General features: G+C 62.8%; 15 protein-coding genes. All 15 read left to right on the top strand.

Going from position 1 to position 20,968, the window contains the following annotated elements:
* Positions 1 to 9: 9 nt before the first annotated feature.
* The 15 genes from WS78_RS31230 to WS78_RS31305 all read left to right on the top strand — a co-directional run bounded on the left by WS78_RS31230 (position 10) and on the right by WS78_RS31305 (position 20,921).
* Complete coding sequence (locus WS78_RS31230) at positions 10 to 564, top strand: fimbrial protein (RefSeq protein WP_038745851.1); 555 nt, start codon at positions 10 to 12, stop codon at positions 562 to 564.
* Positions 565 to 631: 67 nt separating this feature from the next.
* On the top strand, positions 632 to 1,372 hold the full coding sequence (locus WS78_RS31235; RefSeq protein ID WP_082717465.1) for a fimbria/pilus periplasmic chaperone: 741 nt from the start codon (positions 632 to 634) through the stop codon (positions 1,370 to 1,372).
* A 111-nt stretch (positions 1,373 to 1,483) separates the two neighbouring features.
* Positions 1,484 to 4,228 (top strand): fimbria/pilus outer membrane usher protein, encoded by a 2,745-nt coding sequence (locus tag WS78_RS31240; RefSeq protein ID WP_059576867.1) that lies wholly within the window; start codon positions 1,484 to 1,486, stop codon positions 4,226 to 4,228.
* Entirely contained in the window at positions 4,221 to 4,793 is a 573-nt protein-coding gene (locus WS78_RS31245; RefSeq protein ID WP_082717463.1) for a fimbrial protein, read from the top strand. Before WS78_RS31240 ends, WS78_RS31245 begins: the two co-directional genes overlap by 8 nt.
* A gap of 31 nt (positions 4,794 to 4,824) precedes the next feature.
* Positions 4,825 to 5,514, top strand: a complete 690-nt coding sequence (locus WS78_RS31250) for a DotU family type IV/VI secretion system protein (RefSeq protein WP_038745857.1) — start codon at positions 4,825 to 4,827, stop codon at positions 5,512 to 5,514.
* A gap of 2 nt (positions 5,515 to 5,516) precedes the next feature.
* Positions 5,517 to 7,193 (top strand): OmpA family protein, encoded by a 1,677-nt coding sequence (locus tag WS78_RS31255; protein WP_059576864.1) that lies wholly within the window; start codon positions 5,517 to 5,519, stop codon positions 7,191 to 7,193.
* Positions 7,194 to 7,540: 347 nt separating this feature from the next.
* Positions 7,541 to 8,080, top strand: a complete 540-nt coding sequence (tssB, locus tag WS78_RS31265) for a type VI secretion system contractile sheath small subunit (RefSeq protein WP_038745861.1) — start codon at positions 7,541 to 7,543, stop codon at positions 8,078 to 8,080.
* Positions 8,081 to 8,114: 34 nt separating this feature from the next.
* Positions 8,115 to 9,614, top strand: coding sequence for a type VI secretion system contractile sheath large subunit (gene tssC / locus WS78_RS31270; protein ID WP_038745863.1), 1,500 nt, complete (start codon positions 8,115 to 8,117; stop codon positions 9,612 to 9,614).
* A gap of 199 nt (positions 9,615 to 9,813) precedes the next feature.
* The gene (locus WS78_RS31275) at positions 9,814 to 10,296 is read left to right on the top strand and encodes an Hcp family type VI secretion system effector (protein WP_038745865.1); all 483 of its coding nucleotides are present in this window, start codon (positions 9,814 to 9,816) and stop codon (positions 10,294 to 10,296) included.
* A gap of 127 nt (positions 10,297 to 10,423) precedes the next feature.
* A complete protein-coding gene (tssJ, locus tag WS78_RS31280; RefSeq protein WP_081989447.1) occupies positions 10,424 to 10,966 on the top strand; it encodes a type VI secretion system lipoprotein TssJ in 543 nt (180 codons plus the stop codon).
* A gap of 5 nt (positions 10,967 to 10,971) precedes the next feature.
* Complete coding sequence (gene tssK / locus WS78_RS31285; RefSeq protein ID WP_038746267.1) at positions 10,972 to 12,321, top strand: type VI secretion system baseplate subunit TssK; 1,350 nt, start codon at positions 10,972 to 10,974, stop codon at positions 12,319 to 12,321.
* Complete coding sequence (gene tssL / locus WS78_RS31290) at positions 12,318 to 13,619, top strand: type VI secretion system protein TssL, long form (RefSeq protein ID WP_059576861.1); 1,302 nt, start codon at positions 12,318 to 12,320, stop codon at positions 13,617 to 13,619. The genes tssK and tssL overlap by 4 nt, the downstream gene beginning before the upstream one ends.
* A gap of 14 nt (positions 13,620 to 13,633) precedes the next feature.
* Positions 13,634 to 17,542, top strand: coding sequence for a type VI secretion system membrane subunit TssM (tssM, locus tag WS78_RS31295; RefSeq protein WP_059576857.1), 3,909 nt, complete (start codon positions 13,634 to 13,636; stop codon positions 17,540 to 17,542).
* 81 nt (positions 17,543 to 17,623) lie between these two features.
* Positions 17,624 to 18,199 (top strand): hypothetical protein, encoded by a 576-nt coding sequence (locus WS78_RS31300; protein WP_038745871.1) that lies wholly within the window; start codon positions 17,624 to 17,626, stop codon positions 18,197 to 18,199.
* Between the two features lie 100 nt (positions 18,200 to 18,299).
* On the top strand, positions 18,300 to 20,921 hold the full coding sequence (locus WS78_RS31305; RefSeq protein WP_059576855.1) for a type VI secretion system Vgr family protein: 2,622 nt from the start codon (positions 18,300 to 18,302) through the stop codon (positions 20,919 to 20,921).
* Positions 20,922 to 20,968 lie beyond the last annotated feature (47 nt).

Raw genomic sequence — 20,968 nt, forward strand, 5'->3', positions numbered from 1 at the left:
GAGTATTGAGTGAAGAAGAAGGTCGTAAGTTTCGCTGCTGCGGCATTGTTGGGTTTTGTCGCGGCGCAGAGCGCATTTGCGGAGTTTGCGCAGTCGATCGATCAGGGGAAGGTCAATTTCAAAGGTGAACTGACCACCAACACGTGCACAATCGACGCCGACAGCAAAGACCAAATCGTGCAACTGCCGAGAGTTTCTACGAGCGCACTCGCGGCGCGAGGAAATGTTGCTGGTTCGACGTCCTTTGAAATCAAGGTTTCGAAGTGTGCTGCAGAGGTCAACAAGGTCGCCGCTCACTTCGAAATGGAAAACGTAGATCCCGACACGCTCACGCTGAAAAACGAGGCCGCGGGAGATGGCGCGGCTACGAATGTGTCGGTTCAACTGGTCAATTCCGACGGCACCGCGCTGCCGGTGGGTTCGACTGGTCGTTTCTTCGATGTCTCCGGAACGGAAGACGCTCGTGGGGCGACCATGATCTATGGCGGCCAGTACTACGCATTGGATAAAACCACTGCCGGTAAGGTCGAGTCGCACGCGCTCTTCACGCTCGCCTACGAATAAATAAAACGAACGGAGATCCAGGGAACCAGGCGTTCCCTGGAAATGCAATCAATCACGGGAGGTATGCGTGCGGTTATGGAAAATGAGCGTCGCCGTGGCGACCATGGCGTGCTGCCTCGCTTCGACATTGTCCCACGCTGCAATTGTCATCACCGGAACACGCGTCGTTTATCCGGAAAGCAGCCGCGAGGTCAACGTTCGGCTCACCAACGTCGAGCAGTCGCCGGTGTTGGTGCAGGCGTGGATCGACGACGGAAATGCGGGCGCGAGTCCGAACGAAATCAAGGTGCCGTTCGTCCTCATGCCGCCCGTGTTTCGCGTTGAGCCCAAGAAGGGGCAAACATTGCGCGTCATGTATACGGGCGACGATTTGCCGAAAGATCGTGAATCTGTGTATTGGCTGAACGTTCTGGAAATTCCTCCGAAGCCGACCGAAGCGGCCGACCAAAACCTGTTGCAGCTCGCGTTTCGCACGCGCATCAAATTGTTCTTCCGTCCGTCGGCGCTGGAAGACGGAAACGCAGCGCAGGCGCGCGAGCAGCTTACGTGGAAGGTGGTGCGCAACGACAAGGGCGTCAGCGTGCTGCGTGCGGAGAATCGTTCTCCTTACTACATCTCGATTAGTCAGGCGACCGTGAAAAGCGGCGACAGGAGCGTGCGGCTCGATCCGGGCATGGTCGCTCCGTTCGGCAGCAGGGAATTCGTGAGCAAGCAGGACATCTCGAGGCTGTCCGCGCATGCCGAGATTTCCTACAAGCTGCTCAATGACTACGGAGCGGAAGTGGCGGGTACGGCAACCGCGGAATAAGCGGCCGGACGAACAAGGTTCGACAAGGGGGAACGAGTGGTCCGAGCAGCAAGTGGAGGAACGTCGGCGGATGATCGCGGCGGCGAGTCGCGACTGTCATGTCGCCGCCAAATGATGATCGCCGCCGGGGCTGTTGCATGCGGCGTTGGATCGCTGTGTATTCAGGCCAACGCGGCGGAATTCGACGGCATGCGTGCTGGCGACCATTTGCGGCCGGATGCGGCGAGCGCGGCGTCGCCCGACCGAGCGCCGCTGACGAACGACCGGAAGGCATTGCTGGTCGCTTCGCATGCGTCCGCTTCAACCGCCGCGGCCGTGACTTTCAATTCGCGCCTGCTCATGGGCGGCGGAATCGATCTGTCGCGCTTCGAGCGGGGCAATCCGGTGGTGGCCGGCATCTACCCGGTCGACTTGACGGTCAACGGAGAAAGACGCGGGAGGCTGGACGTCGAGTTCCGCAACGTGCACGGCAGCGACAGCGCGGCGCCATGCTTTACGCGCGCGACGCTGGATCGGCTCGGCGTGGACAGCGACCTCGTCGCGAAACGTCTCGATGCCGCGCGCGTCGCGACGGATGCGGAACCGGGCCGGCAACCGGCGATCGAGGAGAACGCGTGCATCGGCTTGCGCGATGCGCTGCCCGACGCGACGTATACGTTCGACGGCGCCGAGCTCACGCTCGATCTGACCATTCCGCAAGTGGACATGCGCAAGACCGCACGAGGCTACGTGGACCCGTCCCGTTGGGACAACGGCATCAATGCCGGCCTGCTGCAGTACAACCTCAGCGGCTATGCGAGCGAAAACAAATTTTTCGGGAGCAATACGAGCAGCCTTTTTCTCGGCCTGCAAGCCGGCGTGAACATCGGGGCCTGGCGCGTTCGCCAACGTTCGAACTTGATGTGGGGAAACCGCAGTGCCGGCATGAGCTGGCGCAGTCTCGAAACCTACGTTCAACGGGACCTCACGGCGCTGCGCAGCCAGATCACGCTGGGCGACAGCTACACGACTGGCGAGATCTTTGAATCGTTCGGCGTGCGCGGCGTGCAGCTGGCAAGCGATGATCGGATGTTGCCGGTGTCGCTTCAATCCTACGCGCCGACGGTTCGCGGCGTCGCGGACACGAATGCGCGCGTGGCCGTGCGGCAGCGCGGCAGCGTGATCTATGAGGCCAGCGTCCCGCCCGGGCCGTTCGAATTCGACGATTTGCCGCCGACCGGATACGGCGGCGATCTCGACGTGACGATCACCGAATCGGATGGCAGGACGAAGCATTTCACCGTGCCGTTCGCATCGGTGAGCCAACTTTTGCGGCCGGGCATGCAACGTTTCAACGTTACCGTCGGCCAGTATCGAGACGCGCTGTCGAACGGCAAGCCGTGGGTCGCGCAGCTGACCTATCAGCGCGGCATGACGAATCTGCTGACCGGCTATGCGGGGCTGCTGTCGTCGACGGGTTATGCGTCGGGCTTGATCGGCGTCGCGCTGAACACGCCGATTGGCGCTTTCGCTTTCGATGTCACGTCTGCGCGCACGAACTTGCCTGGACAAGGCGCGCGCAGCGGCTTCAGCTCGCATGTGTCGTACGGCAAGATGGTGCCGTCCACCGGGACCAATTTTTCCGTGGCAGCTTATCGATATTCGACGTCGAATTACTACAGCCTTGCCGACGCCGTCATGGCGCGCAATGGCTACGACGCGCAAGAGCGCTCGTGGCGAAGCGATTATCGGGCGCGCACCCGCTTGCAGCTGAACGTCAACCAGAGAATCGGCGATCGAAGTTCCGCCTATGTTTCCAGCAGCCTGCTGAACTACTGGAACGGCCGAGGAAGGGATCTGCAGTTTCAGGCGGGATTTTCGAGCACCTTCAAACGCGTCTCGTATACGGTCTACGCGCAGCGCAGCCGCTCGAGCGACGATCGCGACGTGACCCAGGTCGGCGTGAATCTGTCGGTTCCGCTCGGCAGCAACGCTTATACGAAGAGAAATGCGTTCAGTTCGCTGATGACTTCGCTGTCTCGCGCGTCCAACGGCGACAGTTCGGTTCAGGCGAATCTGTCGGGCAGCACGGCGCACGCGGTGCCGATCGACTACGGCGTCAACGTGTCGCGTTCGGTCAGCAGCGACAGCAATTTCGCGTCGCTCGGGGTGTACGGCACATATCGCTCGCCGTTCGGCACGTACAACGGTAACGCGTCGGTCGACAATCGCACGCGCCAGGCATCGTTCGGTGCGAACGGCGCGGTCGTCCTGCATCGCGGCGGCGTGACTTTGAGTCCGCCGCTCGGGGCGGCGGCAGCGCTAGTCGAAGCGAAAGGCGCGAGAGGCGGCAAGCTGATCAACGGGCAAGGCGCGTCGATCGATCGCTTCGGCTACGCGGTGATTCCCTCGTTGATGCCCTATCGGGCCAACACGGTCGCCATCGATCCGTCCGAACTGCCGGACGACGTCGAGCTCGCGAATACGAGCGAGGAGGTCGTGCCTCGCAATAATTCGATCGTGTTCGTGAAGATGGAAACCAAGCGCGGCAGGCCGGTATTCGCGGCGACGGAAACCGAAGACGGGAAGCCGTTGCCGATGGGCAGCGAACTGTTCGACCTCGACGGCAAGTCGCTCGGCGGTGTCGGTCAAGGCGGGATGGCGTTCCTGCGCGGTATCGAGGGTGCCGGCAATCTGGTCGCGAAGTGGGGGGCGGGTTCCTCCGAGCGATGCACGATGCCTTACATGGTGCCGGCAGCCCAAATGGAAACAAAAAAGTCCCGGGCGATCGTTCGCATCCGTTTGCGTTGCGAGCCGCGGTTGCATGACGAGACGAGCCAGGCGTCATCCGACGACAACGGAGCACGGAATGACTGAAATGACCGCCCGGAAATTCATGAGAAGCGCGACGCGCCGATGGTCGGCGATCGCGGCCGCCGCAACGTTCGCCTGCTCGGCGGCCTGCGCCGCGCCACCGTCCCCGACCGTGACGATCAAGTTCAACGGGCGCTACAACCCGGTGGCGTGCACGGTCGTGGACGGCAACGAGAACAAAACGGTGACATTGCCGACCATCTCGACGTCGGCGCTGACGAACGCGGGACAAACCGCCGGCGCGACCGCGTTCGATATTTCCGTGCTTTGCGACGGATATGCGGGAAACGTAGTGACCTTTTTTGAGAATGGACCCACGACGAGCGAGAACGGCAATCTCGACGTGGAAGACCCGAGCGACGGACAGAGCGCCACCGGCGTGCAGATTCAGCTCGTGAACGGCGACGGCTCGCCGATCAAGGTCGGCGACGTGTCGACGATGAAGGGGGTGTCTGTCCAAGCGTCGACGCCAACGCCGATCCCCTTCTTTGCGCGCTACTACGCAACCGGAAAGACAGGTGCGGGCAAGGTGCGCACCTATGTGACCTTCGTGATCCAGATGCACTGAGCATTCGAGATCCGTTTATTCGAGTCGAGACATGTCGATTGAAATGCCCGCGCAATCGTTGCGCACGCTGCTGCAGGACACGATGCTCCACATCGCGCTATTGACGGAGGGTGCGCGCATTTCACGCGTGCATGATTGGCGCGCGCGCTGCATCGCGCTCGTCAAGCAGTTCGAGCAGGCCATGCAGGATGGCGGCTATCGTGGCGGCGTCGCGAACGAATTGGGACTCGCGCAATGCGTGTTGCTCGATGAAATCACGATGCGCAGTCTGTCGTCCGAACAACAGGACGAGTGGCTGCGCGAGCTCCTCCAGTTCCGCTTCCATTCCACTCGGGATGGGCTAAGCAAAGTGCGTGCGCGAGTCGATCGTCTGCTGAAGATGCATTCGGCGAACGCCGAACTGCTGGAGATGTATTCGCTCTTCTATGAGCTCGGCCTTCTGGAAGACAAGAAAGGGATCGTGCTTGCGGACGATCCGGCATCCGAAGCGAAGCCGATGTTCGGCAAGAAAACGCCGGGAGCGGGCGAGGTTTGGATTGAGGGGGGGGTATCGCACGAGGCAGCGCGCGGGCGGTCTTGGCGAATCGTAGGCAGTTTGCTCGCGTTCGCCGCGCTCATGACGATGTGGCTCGTCATCGACGAGCGCTTGAGTCATGAGGTGGAGCAGGTGGGAGTCACGTTGGCGGATGAAGCAACGATTCATCGGGAATCGGGAGATTGAGCATGTCGCATCAGATTCGATTTTGGCTCGTATGGGGCGCCATTCCTGTCGTGGTGTTCGCGAGCCTTTGCCTGCCGTTGAACATGCAGCCTGAGTGGCCTCATGTGCTGACCATCGTTCTGATCATTGCCGCCGTCGTGCTGGCGATCGAGATATTCGAACGCATGCGTGCGACGGGAGAAGATCGAACGGTCGAAGCCGACATCGACGATCACGAACTGGCGGTGATCGTCGTGGCCGGCCCTCACGCCTCGTCGCTTTTCGACAGCAAAGGAGACGATGCGATGCTGCGACGCGAAGCCGGTGCACTGTGGCTGCGCGCCGATACCGTCGAGCAACTGCGAGACGCGATGGCGCGCATCAAGGCGTCGCGAGGTCGCTTTCCTGACGCGGCGGTGCTGCCGCTCGTATCGGAAAGCGATGACGAAAGCGAAATGAGGCAGACATTCGCGAAGTGGCGAGCCGAGCTTCGCGAATCGCTTTGCTACCCCGATTCGGAATACGTTCTGCCGTGCTATCTCGCCGTCTACACGTGTCTCGGATTCAAGGGCGCCGACGGCGCGCGCCCGAAGTGGGTGGGCGATGCGATAGAAATTGGCGTGAGGCAGGCGAATGCCGCGTCGAAAGCAGGCGAGCTGCTCGCGACGGTCCGACAACAGCTGCTTCGGCCGTCGCGAGCCGGCTCGTCGGCGCACAGCGCGCTGGGGCTTGCGGTGTTCGACTGGCTCGACGCCACGGCGTTGCTGTCGTCGATGTCCACGCTGGCGAACACGCCGCCGTTCATGCTGAAAGGACTGACGCTCGCGGACGTCGGCAGGCAGCCGATACGTCCGGGAGCATGGACGCGGTGGCTGACCATTCGAACCGGGCTTCATATCCGCACGACCAAATCGTCGGCTTCGCCGCTTCCCATGCCGCGTGTGGCGAAGGTCGCCGAAAGCGGTATTCGGGAGGGATGGAGCGGTGCGCGCGATATCGTTTCCTGTCGCGCAAGCTTGGTGCCGGCTCTCGTGTTTTCGACCGTTTCGACGCTTGGCATTGCCGTTGCGGTATCGGCCTGGATGAATTGCCGCATGATCCAGCGCGTGGCGAGCGACATGGCCGAATATCGGAGCGCACCCGACGAGTGGATCGGGAAAAAGCGTTTCGTGCAGGCTCGCCTCGAGCACGATCGCTCGACAATCGTGCATACGTTGCTCAATGGGGTGCCGGTCGGGGTCGGCTGGGGGCTCTATCGAGGACAGGAGTTGCTGGTCAAGCTCGATACGGCGCTGGTTTCGCGGCGCGCGGAGTCGGTCGCGATGCGCATCGACACGGTGTCGCTGTTCGCGACCGGTGAGGCGAAGTTTTCTCCGGGCGCCGCGCGGCGTGAGTTACAACATGCATTGCGGTTGATTCTCGCCAATCCGGAGCAGCGCGTTCTGATCGTGGGTCATTCCGATAGTGCCGGATCGGAAGCGAACAATTTTCAGTTGTCCAAAGCGCGTGCGCGCGTGATTCGCGACTGGTTCGTCGATCAAGGCGTGCTGAAGACGCGCTTCATCGTGCAAGGGGCGGGCGACACGCACCCGATTGCCGGAAACGAAAGCCCCTGGGGGCGCGCACAGAACCGACGTGTCGAGATCTTGCTGATTCCGGATGTCGCGTCGGACAAGAAAGCGATAGACACGGAACTGTAGGCGCGGCCGCGCGATGCGGGCGGCGCGGGAACGCCGCGACGGCCGGATGCGCGCCGATCGCTCAATCGAATAGTGACGAGGTCCGAAAAAGGCGGCTGACGAGAGCCCGCCTCGGCGTCGCACGCGCTTTGCAAGCGCGGCTCGGCGCGCGCATTCACGAATCGATTCGGAAACTTTCAAACTTGTCTGATTTTGAACCGCCTTCCGCTAAAGGAGAATTTGATACGACGTCAACGCCATTAAGAGGGGAAATTGAAGGCGTGACGTTCGGCGAATTTCTATTGCGCGGGCAATGCAGAGGAATACTTGTTCGTTGATTTTCATTCCGACTTCAAGCTGGAGAAGATATGGCTATATCCAATAGTTCACAGAAATTTATCGCGCGCAATCGCGCGCCTCGCGTCCAGATCGAGTACGACGTCGAGATCTACGGTTCCGAAAAGAAGGTCGAGCTTCCTTTCGTGATGGGCGTGCTTGCAGACCTGTCCGGCAAGCCGATCGAGCCTTTGCCGGCAGTCGGCGATCGCAAGTTCTTCAACATCGATATCGACAATTTTGACGAGCGCATGAAGGCGATGAAGCCGCGCGTGGCGTTCTCGGTGCCGAATACGCTTTCGGGCGACGGCCAGTTGATGGTCGACATCACGTTCGAAAGCATGGACGACTTTTCCCCCGCGGCGATCGCCAAGAAGGTGGACGCGCTGTCGCAACTGCTGGACGCGCGCACGCAGCTTGCGAATCTGCAGACCTACATGGACGGCAAGTCGGGCGCGGAGAACCTCGTGAGCAAGGTGCTCAAGGACCCCGCGCTGCTGAGCGCGCTCGCGAAGGCGCCGAAGCCCGCGGCGGACAAGGCGGAAAGCAGGGAATCGAAGGAAAAGCACTGATTCCCGAAACCGGAATCGATTCATAGGAGAGAAAATGGCTGCACGTGAATCTCAGGCGCGCTCCGCCGATGCGCAGATCGCTACGCAATCGGACTTCAATGCGCTGCTGTCGCGCGAGTTCAAACCGAAGACCGAGCAGGCGCGCGAGGCGGTGGAACACGCCGTCAAGACGCTGGCCGAGCAGGCGCTCGCCAATTCGGCGACGTTGTCGGACGACGCGTACAAGAGCATTGAAGCGATCATCGGCGAGATCGATCGAAAACTGTCCGAGCAGATCAATCTGATCCTGCATCACGACGATTTCCAGAAACTGGAAAGCGCGTGGCGCGGTCTTCATCACTTGGTGACGAACACCGAGACGGACGAGAAACTCAAGATCCGCTTCATGGACGTCTCGAAGGACGATCTGCGCCGCACGATGAAGCGATACAAAGGCGTGGCCTGGGACCAGAGCCCGTTCTTCAAGCAGATCTACGAAGAAGAATACGGCCAGCTCGGCGGTGAGCCGTATGGGTGTCTCGTGGCCGATTACTACTTCGATCACACGCCGCCGGACGTCGATCTGCTTTCGTCGATCGGCAAGGTGGCGGCCGCCGCGCATGCGCCGTTCATTACCGGCGCATCGCCGTCGGTACTCCAGATGGATTCGTGGCAAGAGCTGGCCAATCCGCGCGACCTGACCAAGATCTTTACGCAGAACCTCGAATATGCGCCCTGGAATTCGCTGCGAAATTCCGAGGATGCGCGTTACGTCGGTTTGGCGATGCCGCGTTTTCTTGCGCGTTTGCCGTACGGAATCGGCACGAATCCCGTCGACGAATTCGATTTCGAGGAATCGACGGACGGGTCCGATCATCGCAAGTACGTATGGGCGAATGCCGCGTACGCAATGGCGGTCAACATCAACCGCTCGTTCAAGCATTACGGCTGGTGCACGCTGATTCGCGGCGTCGAAAGCGGCGGCGTCGTCGAGAACCTGCCTTGCCATACGTTCCCGACAGACGACGGCGGCATCGACATGAAGTGCCCGACCGAAATCGCGATTTCGGATCGTCGCGAAGCGGAGCTCGCGAAGAACGGTTTCATTCCGCTGATCCATCGCAAGAACACGGACTACGCGGCCTTCATCGGCGCGCAATCGCTGCAGAAGCCCGCCGAGTACTACGACCCGGATGCGACGGCGAACGCGAACTTGTCCGCTCGCCTGCCGTACCTGTTCGCATGCTCGCGCTTTGCGCATTATCTGAAGTGCATCGTGCGCGACAAGATCGGTTCGTTCAAGGAGCGAGAGGACATGCAGCAGTGGCTCAACGAATGGATCATGAACTATGTCGACGCCGATCCGGCGAATTCGTCGCAGGAGACCAAGGCGCGCCGTCCTCTGGCTGCGGCCGAAGTGGTCGTCGAGGACGTGGAAGGCAATCCGGGCTACTACCAGGCGAAGTTCTTCCTGCGTCCGCACTTCCAGCTGGAAGGGTTGACCGTATCGCTGCGTCTAGTCGCGAAGCTGCCCTCGGTCAAGGAAGCGGCGTAACGGATGCCGTCCGGACGATCGTGACGGCGGGCGTACGCGGCCGCGTCATGCACGCCATTGTCGCGGGCGTACGCCACCGGGCGGCGCAAGAGCAAGCCGATCGGCGATGACCGTTGTTCGGCGGAGCGGTGGGCAGGCGCTCGTTAAATCTCTCTGGCTCAGTAGTACTGAAAATTAACGCAATAAGAAGGAGTATGCCATGTCGCACGACATTTTCCTCAAGATCAACGGTATCGACGGTGAGGCGGAAGACACAACCCACAAGGGTGAAATCGAGGTCTTGAGCTGGTCGTGGAACGTCAGTCAGCAATCGAACATGCACCTGGGTTCGGGGGGCGGCGCGGGCAAGGCGACGATCGATGATCTGCACTTCGAACATTACATCGATCGCGCGAGCCCGAATCTCGTTCAGTACTGCTTGCTCGGCAAGCATATCGACGAGGCTCGGCTCGTGGTGCGCAAGGCGGGCGGCAGCCCGCTCGAGTACGTCAAGCTCACGATGAACGATGTGCTCGTTACCCAGGTGAGCCCATCCGGCGTGGCTAAGGACGAGTCGCGCCCGCGCGAGGTCGTTCGGTTGTCGTTCTCCCGCCTGAAGCAGGAGTACGTCGTTCAGAATGCGCAGGGCGGCAGCGGCGGCGCAATCACCGCGACTTTCGACATCAAGAAGAACGCGGCTTAACCCTCAACGCCGGTTATCCGGAACGGGCCTCGTCGGCAACCGGCGAGGCCCGGAGGCTGCTGTCCATGGCGCTCGCGATACGGGCGCCACGAACAGCGGCTTGCCCCGGTGCGACAGGATCATCCAGATGGTTTCCCAATTTTTCTTTCGCCGCGAAGCGGCCAGGCGAACCGCTGTCAGGCGGATTGCGGCGGCAGCTGTGTGCGTGTCGCTCGCGGCTTGTGCCAGCGGGCCGGCACACAAGGAATCAGCCGATCTGACCGTGAAGATCAAGGTGAGCGACGGATCAAACCCGGATGAGTACGAACGCCCGGCACCCGTGATGGTGCGGCTGTACGAACTGAAATCGGCCGGTGCATTTGAAAACGCCGATTTCTTTACGCTGCAGAGCGACAGCCGGAAAGTGTTGGGCGACGACGCGATCGCCGTGGATGAATTCGTGATGCGCCCGGGCGACACCCGAGACGTTCATCGACGCGCCAATTCCGCAGCGACGTCGATCGGCGTGCTGGTCGGTTATCGAGAACTCGGCAAATCGGTGTGGCGGGCGGTTCATAAGCTACGGCCGGTTCCGGAGGACGCATGGTACCGGGCATTCATGCCGAGAGCGAAGGTCAAGTTGAACGTCGATGTCGGGCAGCGGACCGTATCGATTACAGAATTGGAATGATTGCGATGAGTTGGCATAACAAGGTGGTGTGGAACGAGGGGCTATTTCTTCTTCCCCAGCTGTTTCAGCAACAGGAACGTTACTTCGAATACTTCGCACACAAGCGAGCCGCGGCCCTCAGCCCGTTTTTCTGGGGATTCAGCCGCTATGAAATCGATCAGGAGTCGCTATCGTTCGGCAAGCTCGTCTTCAAGAGCGGGACGGGAATATTTCCCGACGGAACGCCGTTCGATGTGCCGGGGCACACGCCGCCGCCGCCGCCCTTGACGATCGCTCCCGAGCATCAGGACCAGGTGATCTATCTCGCGGTGCCGCTGCGTTTGCCGAATACGGAGGAAACCGCGTTCGGTGAACAGGCGGGATCGCTTGCGCGCTATTCGGCGTTCGAGATCGAATTGCGCGACAGCAATGCGATCGGCCAGGGGCCCAAGCCCGTGCAGCTCGCGAACATGCGGCTTCGGCTGATGCCTGAAAAGGAGCTGACCCAATCCTGGATCGGCATCGCGTTGACGCGCGTGAAGACGCTGCACGCGGACGGTTCGGTCGCGCTCTACGACGGCGATCACATCCCGCCCGTCAGCCAGTATGGGGCCAGCCCGCTGCTGCGCGAATGGGCGACCCAGTTGCACGGCCTCGCGAAACTGCGCGCCGACGCGCTCGCGACACGTCTGTCCGGCAGCGACGGCCGCGCGGGCGCGGCGGCTGAAGTGGCGGATTACCTGTTGCTGCAGGTGCTGAACCGGTATGAGCCGCTGCTCGAACACATCTGCAGGATTCGCGAGATGCCGCCCGTGACGCTCTATCGCGAGCTGTCGATGCTGGCGGGCGAACTGTCGACGTTCGTGCGTCCGCAAACGCGCCGGCCGCGGCCGACGCCCGGCTACGATCATGCGCAGCTGTACGCGAGCATTCGTCCGCTGGTCGACGAAGTGCATTACCTGTTGAACCAGGTTCTGATTCGCGGCGCTCAGCCGATTCCGCTCACCGAGCAGCCGCACGGCATTCGCGTGGCCACGATGCTGCCGTCCGAGCTTGCGGGCTATTCGAGTCTCGTGCTCGCGGTCGGCGCGCAAATGTCTCCGGACGTATTGCAGCAACAGTTCGCATCTCAAACGAAGATCAGCCATCCGCAGCGGCTGCCGGAGCTTATCCGCTCTCATCTGCCGGGCATGACGATGATTCCGTTGCCGGTGCCTCCGCGGCAGATTCCATTCAACTCCAGCTATATCTATTACGAGCTTTCCCGCACGGGGCCGTTCTGGGAACAAATTGCGCAGCAAGGCGGACTCGCGATGCACATCGCGGGCCATTTCCCTGAACTCAAGCTCGAACTTTGGGGAGTGCGTCACAAATGAGCTCGGGCGCCTTTGACGAAGCCGCGTTCGATTTCCTCACGTCGGACGAAGGCGGTGCGAGCGCCGCCGCGGATCGCGCGCGATCCGCGCCGAAGGCGGCTGCTGCGGAGCCGGTGCGCGACGGGACGGCTGCGTCGGTCAACGTTCAACATCGTCTCGACGAAGTTCGCGCGGCCGCGAATCCGCTCCTCGAAGCAGGGAATCCCTTGCTGAGGATGCTGGCCGACATGCCGGCGACGCTCGACACGTCCGAAGCCGTCGCGAGCCTTCGCACGCTTCTCGTGCGCGAGGTGGCCTTGTTCCAGAACTTGTGCGAAAAGGCCGATCTGCCCTGGAAGCACATGGCGGTCGTGCGTTATTGCCTGTGCACGGCGCTGGATGAGGCGGCCAATCGCACGCGCTGGGGCGGCGGCGGCGTGTGGGCTTCGCAAAGCTTGCTCATCACGTACGAAGGCGAGGTCGACGGCGGCGAGAAGTTCTTCCTGCTGATCGGGCGCATGGCGACCGATCCTCAGGAGTACGTCGACATTCTGGAAATTCTCTATCGCGTGCTAGGTCTCGGGTTCGAGGGGCGCTACAGCGTCGTCGCGGACGGCCGGCGGCATCTCGAACAGATTCGCCAGCGTCTGTGGACGCTCATTACCGGCGCGCGCGACGCGCTTCAGCCGGAATTGTCGCCGCATTGGCGCGGCGCCGAGCCCGGCAAGCTTGCGCTGTTGCGCAGCGTGCCTGCGTGGGCGACGAGTGCGTTCGTGTTTCTGTTGCTGTTCGGTTTCTTCGCGTTCTATCAATATCGGCTGCTCACCGAACGCAACGCGCTCGAAGCCCGCATTCTGGCGATCGCGAAGGGCGAGCCAACGGCGCCCGCGCAGCGCTTGCGCCTGTCGGTGTTGCTCAAGAACGAGATCGCGCGCGGTCTATTGACCGTCGACGAAGACGATAGGCGCAGCGTCGTGATCTTCAGGGGGGACTCGATGTTCCGTTCCGGCGAGAGCCGCGTGCTTCCCGAGATCGAGCCGATTCTCGACAAGGTTGCGCAGGAAGTCGCGCGCGTCGGCGGCAAGGTCACGGTCACGGGGCACACCGACAACCAGCCGATTCGGCGCGCCGATGTCCCGAACAATCTCGTGCTGTCGGAAAAGCGCGCGGCTTACGTTGCGCGAATCCTGGTTCAGCGAGGCACGCCGACCGATCGTATCCGCTCGGAAGGCCGGGGCGACGCGCAGCCCGTTGCGGATAACGCGACGCCTGCCGGCCGATCCCGCAACCGGCGCGTTGAAATCGCGGTCACGCTGTAACGCAGGAGTCCGGCATGTCTTACCTGAAACGTTTTTTTAAGTTCGTCTTTTCGTGGCAGATGCTCGCATGCATCGCGGTGCTGTTCGTCTCCGCCGCCGTATGGTTCGTCGGCCCTTTGCTCGCGTTCGACGAGTTGCGGCCCCTTGCGGGCGTCGTGGTGCGCGTCGCCGTCATCGTCCTGCTGGCGGCGCTCCTGGCGTTCCGGCTGATGCGGTGGCCGCTCAGCCCCGTCGGCGTCGCCGCGGTGTGCCTGTTGATCTGGCACGCCGGGCCGCTCTTCGCGTTCGGCGATCGTCACCCGTTCGCCCCGGTATGGGTGCGCGTGCTGATCGTCGCCGTGATTCTTTTCTGTTACGCCGCGTATGGCCTCTACCGCCTGTGGCTGGCGGTGCGGACGAACGACGCGTTGCTCAAGCGCATTCTCGATCCGGCGGCGGGCAAGGCCGACACGGCGGGGCGAGCGGAAATCCGTGCCGTGAACGTGGCGGTGTCGAAGGCGATCGGTCAGTTGAAGCGCCTGCGCGGCGGCGCGCTCGGCTGGCGGCGCTTGCTCGAAAGCGGGCGCTATCTGTATGAATTGCCGTGGTACATGGTGGTCGGCGCGCCGGGTGCGGGCAAGACCGCGGCGATCGCGCGTTCCGGTCTGAAATTTCCGCTCGCGGATCAAATGGAGGCGTCGTCAGAACGCGCGCGCGGCGGCACCGTCAATTGCGAATGGTGGTTCGCCAACGAGGCCGTGCTGATCGACACGGCGGGCCGTTACGTCCGGCACGACGTGCCCGGCGACGAGCAGGCGACGGCCGCCAACGAAGCAGAGTGGAAGAGCTTTCTCGGTTTGCTTCGCAAACATCGGCCGCGTGCGCCCGTCAACGGCGTGGTCCTGTCGGTCAGCGTCGAGGATCTCGTCGCACGGACGCAGGCCGAGCGCACCGCGCATGCGGCCGCGCTGCGCACCCGCCTCGGCGAGTTGCATCAGGAACTGGGCATTCGCTTTCCCGTATACGTGATCGTCACGAAGCTCGATTTGCTGCCGGGCTTTCCCGAGTATTTCCAGTCGTTGACGGCCGAGGGGCGAACGCAGATCTGGGGGTTCACGCTGCCCTACGACGCGGACAGCGGGAAGAGCGCGACCGGCGTTCTGCGCGAGCATTGCGTCGATGAAATGAAACGACTGGAGAGGCGTATCGACGCCGGGCTGAATAACCGGCTGCTCGAGGAATACGAAAACGATCGCCGCAAGAGGCTGTATGCGTTGCCGCAGGAATTCAGGAGCTTGTCGGCGGCGTTGACGGAAATGCTCGGCCTCGTGTTTCTCGATTCGCGTTACGACGACGCCCAGTTGCAGAATACGCTGCGCGGCGTCTATTTCACGAGCGCCGAGCAGACGGACCAGGTGATGGCCGCCGATCGCGAAACCGTCCTGCAGCGCTTGAAGCGCCAGCTCGGCAGAATGCTCGGCGGCGACGCAGGCGGGCAGGCCCGCGGCCATGGAGCGATGACCGGCAGCCGCAGCTACTTTCTGCGCGATGTGTTCCAGCACGTGATCGTGCCGGAGGCGCATCTGGTTCGGCCGAACGTAACGTGGGAGGTGCGCTTTCGCCTGATGCGCTGGGCGGGACATTTGCTCGCCGTGGCGCTGTTCGTTTGGCTGGCGAGTTCGCTTGCGGTGAGCTACGACAACAATCGCGGTTATCTCGACGCGATTTCGGAGAAGACGACCGCCCTCGCCGCACGAGTCGACGCCTACAACAAGGTGCCGAAGCCGGCAGCGGTTGCGGGGGTGCTGGACGGTTCCCGCGATCTTCCGCGATACCGGGATCTCGATCTCGATGCGCCCGGCGCGAGTTTCCGCTACGGCCTGTACGTCGCGCCCGGCATCGTCGACGCGTCCGACGCGACCTATCGGAGCCTGTTGCGCCGGATTCTCCTGCCGCAGATCGTGCGGCGCGTCGAGAATGTGCTGAGTGCGCAGATCGATGCGAAGAATGCGGACGAGGTCTATCGCACGCTGACGATCTACTTGATGCTCGACGACGCCGCGCGCCATGACGCGAAGGCGGTGAAGGATTGGGTCATGCGCGACTGGGAGCGGTCGGACAGCGCGGCCGAGATGGGCGGACGCAATTTGATGGCGCGGCACCTGGATGCGCTGTTCGTCGACGGCAAGCCGTTCGAGCCGAGCGGACGCCAGAACGCGGCGCTCGTTCAGCGCGCCCGGCTTTTTCTCAACGCGAATCCGGCGCCGAGGCGGCTATACGAGCGCGCGATGGCCGCGATCGAGAACGAGGCGCCGGAGAACTTCACGCTCGCGCGCGCGGTCGGGCTTCAGGGTGCGGGGATCTTCAGGCTCGTCGACGGCTCGCGATTCCAGCGTGGCGTGCCCGGCTTGTACACGTACGATGGCTACCATCAGGTGTTCAGCGCCCGGCTGCCCGAATTTCTCGCCCAAGCGCAAAGCGACGATGCATGGGTGATGGGGAGCGCCGGCTCCGCCGCGCGGTGGGGCGACGCGATCCGCAACGCGAAGGTCGTCGCAGGGCGGTCGTCGCTGGCCGACGACATTCGCCGCCAGTACCTGACGGATTACGGCAACTATTGGCAGCAGTATCTGGCGGACATTCGGCCCGCCTCGTTCGGCGAAGACGGCGCGGGCGGCACGCTCGCATTCGATTTGGCGACGCTGCGCGCGCTCGCCGCGCCCGATTCGCCGCTCGTGAGACTGGCGCGCGCCGTCGTTCGCGAAACATCGTTGTCGGTCGTCGATGCACGGGAAGATGCGTCGCTGGCCGACACGGCGCTTTCGGCCCTCGGGCGACGATCCGGCGCGGCGAAGGAAGTTGCCGACGGCGCGCGGAAACTCGCGGCGCGGCGGCCGGAACAGCGCCTCGAGAAGGAACTGGTGGACAACCGCTTCGCGGCGCTGCGCGAGGTGGTGACGGGGCAGGCGGATACGGGAAGCGGCCCGACCATGACGGACGCGCCGATTTCGCCGGGCGGCAAGGCGCTGCAGCTCGACGCAATCCTCACGCTGATCAACGAACAGTACACGCGCCTCGTCGTGGCCGACAACGCGCTCTCCTCGCAGAGCATGCCGCCCGCGCTGGACATCGGCACCACGTTGCAAATGGAGGCGGAGAAGCTGCCCGCGCCGCTGCGAACGGTGCTGGGCGGCATCGCGGCGCAAGCGGCCGACAAAGTCGGGCGCGAAGCGGGTTCGCTGCTTGCGATGCAGGTGGATTCGAGCGTCGGCAAGGCGTGCCGCGCCACCGTCGAAGGCAAGTATCCGTTCGCGCGGAGCAATCAGGAAGTCGACATCGAGGATTTCAACCGCCTCTTCGCCGCGGGCGGCCTGTTCGACGAGTTTTTTCAGAAGGCGCTTGCGGCGCACGTCGACACCAACTCCAAGCCGTGGCGCTATAAGGCGCTGAATCCCGGCATGCCGCCGATTCGGGGGCCGAGCCTCGAGCCGTTTGAGCGTGCCGCCGCGATTCGCGACGTGTTCTTTCGCGAACAAGGCGCAAAGCGGATGGCGTGGAAGATGGACGCGAAGGTGGCGTCGATCGACCCCGAGATCACAGAGCTGATCGTCGACGTCGACGGCCAGTCGCAGCGCTATGTGCACGGTCCGGTCCTGCCGTTCTCGGTGGGCTGGCCCGGCCCGCGCGGCGGCGCGATTGCGGAAATCACCGCGAAGCCGCGGATTCGGCCCGATACGTCGACGATCGCAACGACGGGGCCCTGGGCGCTGTTTCGCCTGATCGAGCGCGGACGGTTGACGGGTACCACATCGGCGAGCCGGTTGATGCTGGATTTTGATTTCGACGGCCGGCGCGCGGCCCTCGAACTCAGAACGAACGCTCAGATGAATCCGTTGACGAGCGGCTTGCTGACGAATTTCCGCTGCCCGGGGAGCATCAGTTGAGCCGATGCGGCGCGAAAGCGGGATGCACGGAGCATTCCGCCGTGAAGCAGAGCAGGGTTTTCATGACGTTTGCACACATTCATGAACATACGAAACGCCGACATCTACACCTACACGTTTGACAAGCTCCCGAGCCGCCACGAATTCTCCACGCAGGCGCTCGAGCGGGCAATCGCGTCGAACTGCACGACACTGCGCACGCGAATTCGCGAGTATCGCGAGATCGTCGCGTTTCGTCGGCAGCCCCATTCGAGAAAGCTTGCGCGAGCGTTATGGATCGCCGCGTGGCGCATGCCGGACGTCGACGGCGAAATGGTGGCCGCGTTGAGCAGCTGCGGCAACCTCGCGACGATCGCCGGCGTCCTTGGCGAATGGCTCGGCGCCCACGCGACGCCCGTCGGGCGGGTGGCCGCGATCGATCCGCCCGGAGCGGGTGACGAGATACCCGGGCCGCGGGCGGTCTACTGCATGCGATGCGTGGTCGAGTTCGGACGGAAGGTGGTCGACGCCCGCGTGTCGATCGATCTCGATCTGGCTGCGGACCATCTGGTCGACGCCGCGTTGAGCATCGGCGCGAATCTGCTCGTCGACGTGCTGCTCAGACGCGCTCGTGTGCGCATCAGACATCCGTCGAGCGTAGGCGGAATCGAATCTTGAACGGTGCATCGAATCGGTTCGGCAGCGGGCGACGCATCGGTGCGGACGCGCGCCTCGGTCCGGACATTTGTTTTTAGGTAAGTGGGAGCTAGAAGACTGCATGTCAAACCATCTTTCGAAGGGACGGACGAATCAGAACCGCACGGTGATGATCCGCAGCGGCGCAATGCCGCGGCTGCTCGGTCAGCCGGCGCTCGAGTTCCTGTCGTTGCGCGGTGAAGAGCACCTCGGAAAGCTCTACACGTACGAACTGCTCCTGCGAACGCCTGACGATTTCCACGTTCCGCTGGCCACGAGCGCGAATCTCGACCTGAAGGCGATGATCGGCACGGAGATGACCGTCGGCATTCAGCTCGACGGAATCGGAACGGGCGCGCAAGGGGGCGTTGGCGCGGGAGCGCGCGAAATCAGCGGTCTCGTGGTCAAGGCGGGCTTCCTTCGCGGCGAAGGGCGCTACAACGTCTATCGTATCGAGCTGCGGCCCTGGCTGTGGCTCGCGACGTTGACGAGCGACTACAAGATTTTTCAGGACAAGAGCGCCGTCGAGATCATCGACATGGTCTTGCACGACTACCCTTACCCGGTCGAGAAGCGGCTCGACATCGACAAGTATTCGGTGGCGGGCGAGAGCGCCCGAAACGAGCCGCGTGCGTTCCAGGTGCAATACGGTGAAACCGATTTCGACTTCATCCAGCGATTGATGGAGGAGTGGGGGATCTATTGGTTCTTCGAGCATTCGGACAACAAGCATCGCCTCGTCTTGTGCGATCACATCGGCGGGCATCGCAAAGCGCCGAGCGAGGCCTATCACGAGATCGCGCATCATCCCGAAGGCGGGAAGATCGACATCGAGTACATCAACTATTTTTCGACGGACGAAGCGTTGCGGCCGGGCCGCGTCGTGATCGACGACTTCGATTTCACGCGTCCGCTCGCGAGCCTCGTGACGTCCAATCACCAGCCGCGGGAAACGAACTGGGGGGAAGGCGAGCTGTTCGAATGGCCGGGCGACTACACCGATAGCAAACATGGTGACCTCATTAGCCGCGTGCGCATGGAGGAGCGCCGCGCTACCGGGTCGCGCGCATACGGCCGGGGCAATGTGCGCGGTCTCGCATGCGGCCATACGTTCGTGTTGTCGAAGCACAAGCACGACGACGCGAACCGCGAGTATCTCGTCATCGAATCGGCATTGATGTTGACCGAGGTTGCGGACGAAACGGGCAGCGGTTACCGCTACGAATGCGACAACGAATTGGTCGTGCAGCCGTCGAACGAGGTGTTTCGGATGCCGCGCGAAACGCCGAAGCCGACGACGAGCGGGCCGCAGTCCGCGATCGTGGTCGGACCGCCCGGCCATGAGCTATGGACCGACGAATTCGGCCGCGTGAAGATCCGATTTCTGTGGGATCGCTACGCACGCAACGACGCAACGGATTCCTGCTGGGTGCGCGTGAGTCAGGCGTGGGCGGGCGTGAATTTCGGCGGCATCTACATTCCGCGGATCGGTCAGGAAGTGATCGTCGGATTCATGAACGGCGATCCTGACCGGCCGCTGATTCTCGGCAGTCTCTACAACACCATTACGCCGCCGCCTTGGGATCTGCCCGGCGACGCGACGAAGAGCGGGTTCAAGAGCAAGTCGATCACGGGTGGCCGCGAGAACTACAACGGCATCCGTTTCGAGGACAAGCTGGGCGCCGAGGAATTCCACATGCAGGCGGAAAAGGACATGAACCGCCTGACGAAGAATGACGAGTCGCACACGATCGGCAAGAATTTTTCGATCGGCGTCGGGCTGACCCATACGCGAGCGGTGGGCGCCATGTTCAGCAGCATCGTCGGCGGAGCCGCGAGCTACGCGGTGGGCGGCGCGGAATCGACGATGATCGGCGGTGCGTATGCGTTGAACGTCGGTGGGGCGCATGCGGTCGCGGTGGGCGGCGCATCGTCCGTTTCCGTTGGGGGCGCATACGCGCGCAACGTCGGCGGCGCGTATGCGCTGGCAGTCGGCGGCGTGTTGTCGATCGTCTGCGGCGCGTCTTCGCTCACCATGACGGCCGATGGCACCATCAAGCTCGTCGGCACGAAGATTCGCATCATCGGTAGCGATGAAGTCGTCGTGCAAGGCGCGCCGCTGCAACTGAATCCGGGCGATTCGGATTGCTGCGGCGGAGGCGGAGGAGGCGGTGGCGGCGGCGCGATTCCGCCGATTCCGGTGCCGTCGTTTTTCCTCGATATCACGAAGCCGATTCTTCCGCCGCCGCCACCGCCGCCGACGGAGGTGCCGCCGCCAAGCGAAGCGCCCCCGCCGACTGAAGAGCCGCCTCCGACTGAGGAACCGCCTCCGACCGAAGAGCCGCCTCCGACTGAGGAGCCGCCTCCGACCGAAGAGCCGCCTCCGACCGAGGAACCGCCTCCAACTGAGGAACCGCCTCCGACCGAAGAGCCGCCTCCAACTGAGGAACCGCCTCCGACCGAAGAGCCGCCTCCGACCGAGGAACCGCCTCCGACTGAGGAACCGCCTCCGACTGAAGAGCCGCCTCCAACCGAAGAGCCGCCTCCGACTGAAGAGCCGCCTCCGACCGAGGAACCGCCTCCGACCGAAGAGCCGCCTCCGACTGAGGAGCCGCCTCCGACCGAAGAGCCGCCTCCGACCGAGGAACCGCCTCCAACCGAAGAACCGCCTCCGACCGAGGAACCGGGCGAGTCGTGGGCGTAATCGAGTTATGGCTGCGCTTCATGCAAGCGCAGCGCACGAATGCACTT

The sequence above is a fragment of the Burkholderia savannae genome (assembly GCF_001524445.2).
Classification (GTDB): domain Bacteria; phylum Pseudomonadota; class Gammaproteobacteria; order Burkholderiales; family Burkholderiaceae; genus Burkholderia; species Burkholderia savannae.

Bases quoted from the DNA above. Each gene is read 5' to 3' on its own strand.
- WS78_RS31305 (WP_059576855.1), top strand. From the start codon at position 18,300: ATGTCAAACCATCTTTCGAAGGGACGGACGAATCAGAACCGCACGGTG.
- WS78_RS31250 (WP_038745857.1), top strand. From the start codon at position 4,825: ATGTCGATTGAAATGCCCGCGCAATCGTTGCGCACGCTGCTGCAGGAC.
- WS78_RS31300 (WP_038745871.1), top strand. From the start codon at position 17,624: ATGAACATACGAAACGCCGACATCTACACCTACACGTTTGACAAGCTC.
- WS78_RS31255 (WP_059576864.1), top strand. From the start codon at position 5,517: ATGTCGCATCAGATTCGATTTTGGCTCGTATGGGGCGCCATTCCTGTC.
- tssM (WP_059576857.1), top strand. From the start codon at position 13,634: ATGTCTTACCTGAAACGTTTTTTTAAGTTCGTCTTTTCGTGGCAGATG.
- tssL (WP_059576861.1), top strand. From the start codon at position 12,318: ATGAGCTCGGGCGCCTTTGACGAAGCCGCGTTCGATTTCCTCACGTCG.
- WS78_RS31240 (WP_059576867.1), top strand. From the start codon at position 1,484: ATGATGATCGCCGCCGGGGCTGTTGCATGCGGCGTTGGATCGCTGTGT.
- WS78_RS31275 (WP_038745865.1), top strand. From the start codon at position 9,814: ATGTCGCACGACATTTTCCTCAAGATCAACGGTATCGACGGTGAGGCG.
- tssB (WP_038745861.1), top strand. From the start codon at position 7,541: ATGGCTATATCCAATAGTTCACAGAAATTTATCGCGCGCAATCGCGCG.
- tssC (WP_038745863.1), top strand. From the start codon at position 8,115: ATGGCTGCACGTGAATCTCAGGCGCGCTCCGCCGATGCGCAGATCGCT.
- tssK (WP_038746267.1), top strand. From the start codon at position 10,972: ATGAGTTGGCATAACAAGGTGGTGTGGAACGAGGGGCTATTTCTTCTT.
- tssJ (WP_081989447.1), top strand. From the start codon at position 10,424: ATGGTTTCCCAATTTTTCTTTCGCCGCGAAGCGGCCAGGCGAACCGCT.
- WS78_RS31245 (WP_082717463.1), top strand. From the start codon at position 4,221: ATGACTGAAATGACCGCCCGGAAATTCATGAGAAGCGCGACGCGCCGA.